Genomic DNA, 12,635 nt, shown 5'->3' on the forward strand with positions numbered 1-12,635 from the left:
TTTTAATCCTTTGGCTTAAATGTAAGGATTTCTTTACTCTTTTGAATTTCAATCTTATTCATCATCATTTTACGGAACTCCCCATTAACGTACATTTCCGCTTGATCTCTGTAGTGTTTACTAAACGGGTTACCAGATTGTCCTGTAGGTAAAATACTAATGCTATTCTCTACATCAGAGAAATCTATAATTCTTCTAGTAGAAGGACCAGAAGTCGTTTTGTAAAAACCAGTAGCGTCATAAGAAAATGCCTGATTATTGATTACTTCTCTAGTACCGTTCACCGGAAAAGGACCTACATTAAAAAAGGAACGCAAGGCTGCTATTTGACCAATAGGATGTGGATGCTCAATGCTATGCACTCTCTCCCATTGCCAATAATCCATGTTTTTACCAAAATCTTTTTCTAAAGAAAATACTGCCTCCATAAAAGACATATTTACTATATCTGCCATGGTCTCTTGAACATCGGTTGTATTTACATTATCTAGCCAAACAGACTCTTCATCTTTAGATAATGGTGCTATTAATCTTTTTGTAAAATGGGTACCTAAAAACTGTTTAAATAACTCCGCTTCCAATTCATCTTCAAAAGTATTCTCTAAAAAGTAATACACCCATCTATTATAAATAGTAGCCTCTATTGATGAAAGCTCATAGCCACCCTTCCACATTTTTAGACTGTCAATAGCTTTCAATCCATTTTCACTTAATAATGATACATCTAAATATTTAGATAAATTGGTGACAATTTCTGGATCTACAGCTGAAATAACATCTGTAATCATTTCACTTGCCGCGTTTAAATCCCAATCATTCTTGGGTTCTAACAACTGTACTATTCGTTTTCCCCTGTTTTCCGGTAAATAGTAACCTGGATATAACATACCTGCAATAGAATCTGGTTGATTGTTAGCTGAGTATACATAATTGCTAGGCGGATTTATTGCCTGCGGATTCTCATTAAAACCAATAAATTCTTTTTCTACCGGAAGTCCTTCACCAACCTCAAATATCAACTTAGTATTAATTGAATCAGGAATTTTATAAAGCTGAGCTGTGGCAAACCACGCTACATTACCGTCGTCATCTCCGTACATGATATTTAAACCTGGTGCATGAATTTTTGGTAAAGCAGCCTTAAACTCCGTAAGATTATTAGAATGGCTTAAACCGAATAAAGCATCTATAACTTTATTATCCATTTGAGTATATAACCATGACATGGCAATTGGTCTTTCGCCTTGCACTTGATCTGCAATTCCGTTCAAAATTGGTCCGTGGTTCGATTTTTTATACGAAAAGTTAATTTCAGATGAATCTTTTACTTTGAACTTCTTTGTAATAATCTCATAATCTACATACCCATTTTCAGATAAGTATTGATTCTCATTTTCAGGATTGTTCTGCTCGTAATAGAAATCAACATCATCGTTCTCAAACATGGTAATACCGTAGGCCAATTTTCTATTATGCCCTAAAAGTGGAAATGGTATTCCTGCTATATGATACCCGTACTTTGAGTACGTTGGGGCTTCAACATGAGCTTCATACCAAACAGATGGCTGAGAAAAACCAATGTGAGGATCATTAGCTAAAATCACCTTGCCATTCTTCGTTTTTTCAGGTGCAATTACCCAGCTATTACTTCCTTCAAATAACGGAATATCTAATACTCCTAATGCTTTATTGACAGCAGTTGTTAGGTTATCCTGAATAGAGTCTGACTGCGATGGGTTATAATTCTTTATCCACTCTGTTTCTGTACTTGAGCCAACATATAAATCCTTCAAGTATTCAGTTCCTAGTTTGGTGTTTATGGTAGTCAAAAGAGGATCTGTCTTGTGTGCCATTGCAAAACTAAAAGCCATATAGCCAATAGTATTGTAGATATCTTCTAAAACAAATTCTTTCTTTTCAATACCGGTAAGATAAAACTCAACAGGTGTTGGTCCTTCATTTATAAATTGATTAATACCATCTAAGTATGCTTTTGACAATATAACTCCGGCATCACTATCATTAACATTAGAGGCTGATATTTTAGAAGCATCTGCTATACCAAGTGATAAAAAGAATTTATCTGTTCCAATTAAATCGGCACCAAAAACTTCAGATAAACCACCACTGGCAATTCTTCGCAAAAGTTCCATTTGCCACAGACGATCTTGCGCATGAACATAACCTAAAGTTCTAAAGGCATCTTTTTCATTTTCACCATAAATGTGCGGAATACCGTATTCATCGTAGTATACTGTGACCTCTTTTTGAAGATCAACTAATTCTTTTTCACCAGAATAATCTGGTTTTAAGGTGTATGCGAATACACCGACAATAATAATCAGAAGGGTAATGATAACCAACAGGAATGCTCCTATTTTTTTTAATGTTTTCATAGTTCAGTTTGGGGGAATCGTTCCCAAGTTAAAACTATTTTTTACATTAAACACCTCGCAGCTCTGCTTTTTATTGACAAGTAGTCATCATCCTACAAAAATAATTGATTAATTATTATTTTTCAACCCTTCTAACAACCAGTTTTTATAGGTTGGTATATCTGTATTTTGAATAGAAGTATTAAGAACTTTTAAATCCGGAGAAAGCAATACGTAAAATGGTTGAGAGATAGAGCTGAAGTTTACATCTTGAAAGGTTCCCCATTTTTGGGCAATGTTATTAATTTCTTTAACCCGACCGCTATCATACTGAAAATTGAATTGTTCAGCTTCTGGCAATTCTTCTCGGTCGTCGGTATATAAAGAAATTAGCACATAATTATCCTTTATGATCGGAAATACCTCTGCATCGCTCCAAACATTTTCTTCCATCTTTCTACAGTTGACACAAGCCCAACCCGTAAAATCTAATAGAATAGGTTTGTTCACTTCTTTCGCATAAGCAAGACCCTCATCAAAATCTTTAAAACAATCGATACCTAAGGGACAATCACTTTCTTGTTCAAAAACGCTATAAAACTCTGGCGGCGGAAAGCCGCTTAACAATTTTAGGTTCGTAATATTAGTCACTCCCAATATCATATAAATTGTAAAAGCTGCACTGATAAAGGCAGCAACTTTTCTACCAAGAGATAACTTTTTAATAGGACCATCATGCGGAAATTTATATAATCCGAATAAGTACAATGTCATTGCTATTCCTAAAACAATCCAAATACCCAAGAATATTTCTCGTTTCAGAATACCCCAGTGACCAACTAAATCTGCATTAGATAAGAATTTTAAAGCCAAACCTATTTCCAAAAAGCCCAGCACTACTTTTACAGTGGTCATCCATCCTCCAGATTTTGGCAATGAATTTAACCAAGCTGGGAATAATGCAAACAGAGCAAAAGGCAATGCCAATGCTACTCCAAAACCGGTCATACCTGCCGTAAGATTAGATGCTACTTCACCTTCAGCCAAGGTAGTACCACCTAATAATCCTCCTAAAATAGGACCTGTACAAGAGAAGGAAACAATAGCCAATGTAACGGCCATAAAAAAGACACCTAAAACACCGCCTACCTTAGACGAGGCATCATCCATTTTATTTGCCCATGAGCTTGGTAAGGTCAATTCGTAATATCCGAAAAAAGAAAAGGCGAAGAATATAAATATCACAAAGAATAATAAATTCAACCAGACATTCGTAGCGATAGAATTCAGAATTTGAGAATCTACAGAGTCGAACAAATGAAATGGTAAGCTCAATAAAAAATAAATTAGAATAATAAAAAAGCCATAAAGCAATGCATTTACAATCCCCTTCGATTTATTCTGAGAATGTTTGGTAAAGAATGATACCGTTAGCGGAATCATTGGAAACACGCAAGGAGTCAATAAAGCTATTAATCCGCCAAGAAAACCTAACCCGAAAATCATCCAAATATTAGTAGTCCTGGCAATGTTATCTTGACCCTGAGTTAGAAGTTCCCTATTCTTTAAATCTAATCGTAATTCTTGCCCTAAAGCCGAACTTCTATCATCAACAGTCGCTATAACTGCTTCAGCTACAGAACCATCTAAGGTAAAAATGAAGTTCTTATCCATAGGGATACAAACCTCTTCACATACTTGAAAAAACAAATCAACATCGATTTGATTTATTGCTGAATCTACTATTTTAATACGCTGTGTAAAGGTCGCATCATCTTTAAAGTAGGTTTCCTCAACCTCAAAAACCTCACTGTATTCTTTTATAGTTTCACTCTCTTTTGTACCATCAATAAGTTCATATAAAGTACCGTTGCCATTATAAGTAAACTCGCTTGGCAAGGAGCCGAATTCAGATGTAAATTGAGAATACATGTGCCAACCATCTAAGATTTTGGCTTGCATTACCAGCTCATATTCCGATTCAGATATTTTATTAATCTGCTGTTCCCAAACTACTGGCTCATCTTCTGTTTGTGCAAAAACACCCAACGGTAACACAACAATAAATAGTAATAATGCAAAAAATCTAATCATGTAAATTCTATTTTTATAATATCTTGAGCAGTATCTTCAACTCTAAAACGATGGTCTGCGCGCATACCAATAACCCAAACAATTTGCCCTTCCGAGCATAATAGCCAAGTTTTTTCTTTAGACAAAACATCTACTTTTTCGTCTTTAAAAAATTTTGACAATTTCTTTTTCCGGTTTAAACCAATCGGATAAAAATAGTCGCCAGTTTTCCATTTTCTTACCGTCAGCGGATACTTTAATGCACTCTTTTGTACAAAGATTACATTATCAATATTATTATATCGTTCTGGTACTACCGAAAATTTCAAGTTTAACGGAAGATTCAAAGGTACTTCTTCTTCCGTAATCAGATACTCCTGAGCATCCAATTTACTTTCCTCGTTTAGAGTTAAAATTAATACATCACGATTTTTAACTAGTACATGAGTACTAGAAGACAATTGCTTACCCGAAAGTCCGTCTAACAATACTTCAAGATTATCCAATTCTTTAAATCCATAAGCACCAAACAAGCCATGTAAATAAGTTGAAAGCGGATGTAATTCTTTTAATTTTTTAATTTCAATTTCAAACCTATCTCCTTTATCAACAAAAAGATTTTTCTTTAATTTCTCAAGGTATGCCGAAGCAATAGTTTCGGTTTGTATTAAATAATCTAGCGTATTTTTAAAATTATCTGAAAAAGTAGGATGTAATTCATTCAACTTTGGAATAATCTCTAATCGAATTTTGTTACGTAAATATTTTGCATCGGCATTACTGGCATCTTCACGCCATTCCATTTTTTCTACCTGCGCAAAAGATTCCAGTTCTTGCCTAGTAAAAGGCAACAAAGGCCTTCGTATATCATTTATTTTAGCAGGTATACCCGTTAAGCCATCAATACCTGTACCTCGCGATAAATTGATTAAAAAAGTTTCTAAATTATCGTTGGCATGATGAGCAGTTAATAGATAAGTACCCTTATTTTCTTTTAGTAATTGATCGAACCAAGCATAACGAAGTTCACGAGCCGCCATTTGTACAGAAACTTTATGCTGATGTACATAGCCAAGAGTATCAAACTGGGTTACAAAGACCTCTTTTTCTATCTTTTTGGCATAATCACGTACAAAAACTTCATCGCCGTAGCTGGCTTTGCCACGCAATCTAAAGTTACAATGTGCTATAGAAAATTTTAAATTGACTTGGTGACAGAGCTCCACAAGCGCAGTACTATCTAGACCGCCACTACATGCAATTATGAAGTGAGTATCTAACAATTCTGGAAAAGAATCTTCAATATGTTTTTTGAATGCCTCTAACACGCAATAAAGGTAAGAAAGTCCCCTAGTTTAATAGGGAAGCCTAAGGTTTATTTAACTTATGCTCTTTTTTATAATTTTAAGAAATAGACTTTACAAAAGAAGCTACTTTAGCAGCATGAATTTTAGCCAATTCGGCATTAGTAATTCCTTTTAATTCATCAAAATTCTCGTTATAATGAGGTAACGAAAAAGATTCAACAACGGTACCCTGAAATCTAGCAATCATTTTTTCTGCCACCTCTAAAGCACCAATAGCACCACGGCCACCACCGGAAGTTGCCATCAATAAAATCTTTTTATCTGCAAGAAATTTAGAATCTATACGAGATAACCAGTCCATCGTATTCTTAAAATATGCGGACGGATAACTATTATGCTCATTTACAGAGATGATTAATCCTTTAGAATTCGCAATTTCGTTATTGAATTCCACCAAAGAATTCGAAAATCCGTTTTCCTTTTCCGCATCTTGGCTATACATCGGAAATGGATATTTAGAAAGGTCTCTTAACCTCACTTCTTCCCCTTTTACTAAGGTAGCTGTATGCTTAACCAATTTATAATTAATGGAAACTGAAGAATTACTACCTGCAAATGCTAAAATATAACTCATAGACCTATTTTAATGTGTGATTGCTAATTTAATCGAATTACTACAAACCTTAGTTATATTTTATCTAATTTTGTCGCTTTAAACATCCAAACATACTGTTTTATAAGTATATAGGATATAATTGTTATAATGAGCAACTCTAAGTCCAGATTGTTTTTTTTAGACGCCATTAGGGCGTGGGCTATCTTAATGATGCTACAGGGTCATTTTATTGATGGTCTGCTTGATAATGCCTTTAGAGACAACTCTAATTTGTTGTTCAATACCTGGAAATATTTTAGAGGAATTACTGCACCAGTATTCTTTACCGTATCAGGATTCATTTTTACATTCTTATTAATTAGATCGAAGCAAACCGGTTGGGCAAACCCAAGAGTTAAAAAGGGTATTAAACGCGGATTTGAATTATTGGTCATCGCCTACCTTTTACGAATGAACATTTTTGGCTTGTTCAAAGGTGAAATTTATGATTCGTTCTACCTCGTAGATGTACTGCACTGTATTGGTCTTTCATTATTGTTCATTATCGGATTTTACATTTTAACCTTTGCTAAGCAAAAATGGATTTTCCCAACAATTTTGGTATCTACCACCCTTCTATTGTTCATTTTAGAACCCATATATAAAGCATCTAGTTTTGAGTTTTTACCACAAGTATTCGCAAACTATTTAACGAAAGCTAATGGCTCAGTTTTCACTATTATACCTTGGTTGGGCTACGCTACAATTGGTAGTTTTATGTCCGTTTTATTTTCAAAATATCAAGACAGTAAAAACTTATACAATTATATAGTACCAGCTTACATCGCAACAGGATTGATTCTTATATTCCTTTCTTCAGATTTTTTCCTATCGGTGTATGATATTACAGGCATACAATTGTTTCAAGCTATAAATGACAACAACTACCTATTCATTCGTTTGGGTGATGTACTTATTGTTTTCTCCATATTCATTTTACTACGAAAACTCTTAATGAATACAACATGGTTAAGAATAGGTCAAAGCACTTTATCTATCTATATTATTCATTTCATCATTTTATATGGCAGTTTTACCGGCGTAGGTCTGTATCGCTTTTTTCATCATTCATTAAATCCGTATTTGGTTGTACCTGGTGCGATTTTGTTTATGATTGCGAGCACCTATTTAGCTTTAAAATATGAAGACCATAAAGCGGAATTAAAAGTAAACGTACGTGCTATTTTATCTTCTACAAGAATCTACTTAGAGCAATTTGCAATTATCGCTTTTGAAGTTTTAAGAACAGCTACAGAAAAGGTATTACGTGTGCTAGGTTTAATTAAAAACTAAGTTCACATTTTATTAAAAACAAAAAAAGGCAGCCAATTGGCTGCCTTTTTTAATATAAAAAATCATATTCTGATTAAACATGCAATGCACGATTGTCTGTAGCCGCTAATGCTGCTTCTTTGACCGCTTCTGCATATGTTGGGTGAGCATGACTCATTCTAGAAATATCTTCAGCAGACGCTCTAAACTCCATCGCAGTTACTGCTTCAGCAATTAAATCTGCACAACGAGCACCAACCATATGTACACCTAAAACTTCATCTGTCTTTTTATCCGCTAGGATCTTTACAAATCCGTCAGTATCCATACTTGCCCTAGCACGACCCAATGCACGCATTGGGAATTGACCTACCTTATATTCAACACCTGCTTCTTTTAATTCTTCTTCTGTTTTACCAACAGCAGCAACCTCTGGCCAAGTATAAACTACACCAGGTATTAAGTTATAATCGATATGTGGTTTTTGACCTGCTAATATCTCAGCAACCAAAGCACCTTCTTCTTCAGCTTTGTGAGCTAACATAGCACCTTTAATCACATCACCAATAGCGTAAATATTATCTGCACTTGTTTTCAAATGTCCATCAACAATCACTTTACCTCTATCATCAAGCTTTACACCTGCAGCATCAGCATTTAATCCGTCAGTATATGGTTTTCTACCTACAGCAACTAAACAATAATCACCTTCAAAAACAACTTCTTCTCCTTTTTTGTTATCGGCCTTAACGATTACCTGATCACCTTTTCTTTCAACAGACTTTACTTTGTGCGATAAGGCAAATTTCACTTTTTGTTTCTTCATCACCTTGGTCAACTCCTTAGAAAGCGCAGCGTCCATACCAGGAATAATACGATCCATAAACTCAACTACAGTAACATCTGCACCAAGTCTTTTGTAAACCTGCCCTAATTCAAGACCAATTACACCACCACCAATAACAATCATATGTTTTGGCACCTCTTTAAGCTCTAAAGCCTCGGTAGAAGTAATGATACGTTCTTTATCTAATTTAATAAATGGTAAAGTCGAAGGTTTAGAACCTGTAGCGATAATTACATTTTTCGCTTCAATTTCCTCTGTTTTACCATCGTTCTTTTTAATGTTCACATGCGTGGCATCTTTAAAACTACCAACACCTTCGTAAACGGTAATTTTATTTTTGTCCATCAAGAACTCAATACCCTTAGTAGTTTGATCAACAACGCCTTGTTTACGTGCAATCATTTTTTCCAAGTTTACTTTAATCTCACCAGGAATTTCAATACCATGCTCATCAAAATGTTTAATGGCATCTTCATAATGATGAGAAGAATCTAACATCGCCTTAGAAGGAATACACCCAACATTTAAACATGTTCCGCCTAGGGTGGAATATTTTTCAATTATTGCTGTTCTCATTCCTAATTGAGCACAACGTATTGCTGCTACGTATCCTCCAGGTCCTGAGCCTATAATGGCTACATCATATTGATTCATAAAATTTTAATTTTCTAATGTCCTACAAAATTAATACTATTTTTAGTTTTAAAGGGGTATAGCCGTAGAATGCTTTACCTCTTTTATGGTAAAAGAGCTTTGAGTACTACCAATATGATTCATGGTCGTCAATTTATTGACCATGAAATTTCGGTATGCATCCATATCTTGAACGTGAATTTTCAATAAATAATCATAATCCCCACTTAAATGATGACATTCTACTACCTCTTGTAAACGCATAACTTGAGCTTCAAATTGTGCTATATTATCCTTTACATGTTGCACAAGCTTTACATGGCAAAACACCGTAAAGTTCCTATCTACAATAGCTTTATCGACTAAGGCAACGTAACTTCTAATGGCACCAACTCTTTCTAATCTTTTTATTCGTTCATAAATCGCAGTTGTTGAAAGTCCTAATTTTAATGCATATTCCTTAGTTGTCTTCTTACTATCTGCTTGCAATAAATCTAAAAGCTTATTATCAATTTTGTCTAGTTTCATAATGAATATAATTCTGTCTAGTTGTTATAAAATACACAATAATAGATTAAAAATCTATTATAAATTAATATATAGTTTTAAAAACTAATAAAACAACTTCGTGTTGACAATTTTACACTCAAACGGTATTTTTACTGAAAACAACAACCCATGAGCCACAAAAACAGCAATGACTTACAAGACCTACAATACTTCGGAGAATATGGCGGAGTAAATCCTTCAATTTCCGATTCATCAACTTATACCTTCATATCGGCAAAAACAATGTTCGATACATTTGAAGGAAATACCGAGGGTTGTTATTTGTACAGTAGACATTCTACACCTTCAAATTTATATTTAGGCGAGGCACTAGCTGCTTTAGAAGGTACCGAGAGTGCAAATGTAACCGCTAGCGGTATGGGCGCTATTACAGCTGTAATTTTACAATTATGTAATGCTGGCGATCATATTATTAGTAGCAGAACTATTTATGGCGGTACGTATGCGTTCATGAAAAACTTCTTAATCAAATTCGGAATTAAAACTACCTTCCTAGACATTACAGATCTTGATGCCGTAGCAGCAGCTATTACACCAAATACTAAAATGATATACTGCGAAAGTGTAAGTAATCCGCTTTTAGAGGTTGCAGATATCTCAGCACTATCACGCATTAGCAAAAAAAATGAATTACCACTAATAGTTGACAATACTTTTTCTCCATTAACCGTTTCACCAGCAAAATTAGGAGCGGACATCGTTATTCATAGTCTTACAAAATTCATTAACGGAACTAGCGATTGCGTTGCAGGTGTTGTTTGTGGTACTACAGATTTCTGCCTTAGCCTTAAAGATGTAAATAATGGTGCAGGAATGCTTTTAGGCAGCACTCTAGATAGCATGCGTGCAGCTTCGATTTTAAAGAACATGCGAACGTTACATATTCGTATGAAAAAGCATAGTGAAAATGCACAATTCTTAGCTAAGAATTTTGAAAAAGACGGATTAAAAGTTGTATACCCAGGACTTCCCTCTCACCCAGGGCATTTGATTATGGAAGATCAAATGAATCCTGAATACGGATATGGAGGATTAATTACAATGGATGTAGGTACTTTAGAAAATGCCAATGCACTGATGGAATTAATGCAAGAAAGAAAATTAGGCTATTTAGCAGTTAGTCTTGGGTTTTACAAGACATTATTCAGTGCACCCGGAAGCTCCACATCTTCTGAAATTCCGTTAGAGGAACAAGAAGAAATGGGACTTGGAAACGGTTTAATTCGATTTTCAATTGGCTTAGATGATGATATTCAAAGAACCTACACCTTAATGAAAAAATGCCTTGAAGACCTTAATATACTGGATGTCAAAAGCATAAAAGCATAATCTTTCAATTATACAATGTGTTTGCACAACCGTTGCAGAAATCGTAATATTACGTAGAAACCAAACAATCTTTTAATGTCAGACCAAAATACCAATGAACACAGGGAAAACGAGCATATCGTTGACAATAAAGAATTAAGCATATTTGCCGCCTTAATTCCCGTTATAGCCCTAGTTGCTATGTTAGCATATAATGTTTATGTATTTGGTGATGACGCCCTAAGTGGCTCAAATCAGTTCATACTTTTATTGGGTGGTGCAGTTGCTGCTATTGTTGGGTTTGCTAATAAAGTCTCATATCAACAAATGATCGCCGAAGTAGAAGAGAACATTCGATCCACCACTGGTGCATTATTAATATTACTTATGGTCGGTGCACTGGCAGGCACATGGCTTGTTAGCGGTATTATACCCGCAATGATTTATTACGGACTTCAAATTCTTAATCCCACTATATTTTTAGCGGCTTGTGTAATTATTTGCGCTGTAATTTCTGTTGCAACGGGTAGCAGCTGGACAACATCTGCCACCGTAGGTATTGCATTAATAGGTATCGGCGAAGCATTAGGTATTTCTTTAGGAATGACCGCTGGTGCCGTATTATCTGGCGCATATTTTGGAGACAAACTTTCTCCATTAAGTGATACTACAAATTTAGCACCGGCAATGGCAGGTGGCGAATTGTTTTCTCACATAAAATATATGTTATGGACCACAGTACCGACAATTTCTGTAACGCTAGTTGTATTTTTAATTATCGGTTTTAGTTTAGAAACTAGCGGAGACGCAGATGTAGATGCTATACTGGCATCTATAGACTCCTCTTTTGATATTAACGGTTGGCTATTTTTGGTACCTGTAGCGGTTATATTTTTAATCGTTAAAAAGACTCCGCCGTTAGCAGCCTTATTAATAGGTACTTTATTAGCCGCTCTTTTTGCGTTGATATTTCAACCTAACGTAGTCGCAGGCATCACGGGAGCTTCAGAATTAACTTTTCAATCTGGATATCAAGGAATACTAAAAGCTATAACCGTTAGCACAGATGTGCCAACAGAAAACAAAGCCTTAAGTGATTTATTCTCTTCTAAAGGAATGACAGGTATGCTAGGTACCATTTGGCTAATTATCTGCGCTATGTTTTTCGGGGGAATTATGGACGGTATTGGTGCACTATCAAGAATCACCAAGTCCTTGCTTAAAATGGCCAAATCAACATTCGGTCTATTCTTTAGCACAGGTATAAGCTGTATCGTTTTAAACGGTACCGCATCTGATCAGTACTTGGCAATTGTAGTACCAGGAAAAATGTTCGCAAAAGCATTTAAAGACAGAGGTCTAGCTCCTGAAAATTTAAGTAGAACATTAGAAGATACAGGTACGGTAACATCAGTACTAATACCTTACAACACGTGCGGAGCTTATCATAGTGGCGTTTTAGGTGTTGGTGTAGCAGAATACTTTGTGTATGCCATCTTCAATTGGTTAAGTCCGATAATGACTTTCATCTTCGCCGGCTTCAATATTAAGATTAAAAAATTAGCTGCTAAATAATTTAAAAAACCGTTCTATCT

9 protein-coding genes are annotated in these 12,635 nt (G+C 35.1%); 3 read left to right on the forward strand and 6 right to left on the reverse strand.

The annotated features are described in order from the left end of the window. Nucleotides 1-2: 2 nt before the first annotated feature. The 4 genes from Q4500_RS08715 to Q4500_RS08730 form a co-directional block, all read right to left on the reverse strand. Nucleotides 3-2,396 (reverse strand): penicillin acylase family protein, encoded by a 2,394-nt coding sequence (locus tag Q4500_RS08715; protein ID WP_303599305.1) that lies wholly within the window; start codon nucleotides 2,394-2,396, stop codon nucleotides 3-5. A gap of 108 nt (nucleotides 2,397-2,504) precedes the next feature. Continuing rightward, nucleotides 2,505-4,469, reverse strand: a complete 1,965-nt coding sequence (locus Q4500_RS08720; RefSeq protein ID WP_303599306.1) for a cytochrome c biogenesis protein CcdA — start codon at nucleotides 4,467-4,469, stop codon at nucleotides 2,505-2,507. Next, nucleotides 4,466-5,776: a tRNA lysidine(34) synthetase TilS gene (gene tilS, locus Q4500_RS08725; protein ID WP_303599308.1), complete on the reverse strand. Its 1,311-nt coding sequence runs from the start codon at nucleotides 5,774-5,776 to the stop codon at nucleotides 4,466-4,468. Before tilS ends, Q4500_RS08720 begins: the two co-directional genes overlap by 4 nt. A gap of 76 nt (nucleotides 5,777-5,852) precedes the next feature. Continuing rightward, nucleotides 5,853-6,389, reverse strand: a complete 537-nt coding sequence (locus Q4500_RS08730) for an NADPH-dependent FMN reductase (protein ID WP_303599309.1) — start codon at nucleotides 6,387-6,389, stop codon at nucleotides 5,853-5,855. 129 nt (nucleotides 6,390-6,518) lie between these two features. Between Q4500_RS08730 and Q4500_RS08735 the strand changes: the two genes are divergently transcribed. Then, nucleotides 6,519-7,703, forward strand: a complete 1,185-nt coding sequence (locus Q4500_RS08735) for a heparan-alpha-glucosaminide N-acetyltransferase domain-containing protein (RefSeq protein WP_303599311.1) — start codon at nucleotides 6,519-6,521, stop codon at nucleotides 7,701-7,703. A gap of 73 nt (nucleotides 7,704-7,776) precedes the next feature. On the opposite strand, the gene lpdA is transcribed toward Q4500_RS08735, so the two are convergent. Both lpdA and Q4500_RS08745 read right to left on the reverse strand, forming a co-directional pair. After that, nucleotides 7,777-9,183 carry a dihydrolipoyl dehydrogenase gene (lpdA, locus tag Q4500_RS08740; protein WP_303599312.1) on the reverse strand — a complete coding sequence of 469 codons (1,407 nt, stop codon included), beginning with the start codon at nucleotides 9,181-9,183 and terminating at the stop codon, nucleotides 7,777-7,779. 48 nt (nucleotides 9,184-9,231) lie between these two features. After that, nucleotides 9,232-9,690, reverse strand: a complete 459-nt coding sequence (locus Q4500_RS08745) for an Lrp/AsnC family transcriptional regulator (RefSeq protein ID WP_303599313.1) — start codon at nucleotides 9,688-9,690, stop codon at nucleotides 9,232-9,234. Nucleotides 9,691-9,840: 150 nt separating this feature from the next. Between Q4500_RS08745 and Q4500_RS08750 the strand changes: the two genes are divergently transcribed. Then, nucleotides 9,841-11,061 (forward strand): aminotransferase class I/II-fold pyridoxal phosphate-dependent enzyme, encoded by a 1,221-nt coding sequence (locus Q4500_RS08750; RefSeq protein ID WP_303599315.1) that lies wholly within the window; start codon nucleotides 9,841-9,843, stop codon nucleotides 11,059-11,061. Between the two features lie 75 nt (nucleotides 11,062-11,136). After that, nucleotides 11,137-12,615 carry a Na+/H+ antiporter NhaC gene (gene nhaC, locus Q4500_RS08755; RefSeq protein WP_303599316.1) on the forward strand — a complete coding sequence of 493 codons (1,479 nt, stop codon included), beginning with the start codon at nucleotides 11,137-11,139 and terminating at the stop codon, nucleotides 12,613-12,615. Nucleotides 12,616-12,635 lie beyond the last annotated feature (20 nt).

This window comes from Maribacter sp. 1_MG-2023, assembly GCF_030547005.1.
Lineage (GTDB): Bacteria > Bacteroidota > Bacteroidia > Flavobacteriales > Flavobacteriaceae > Maribacter.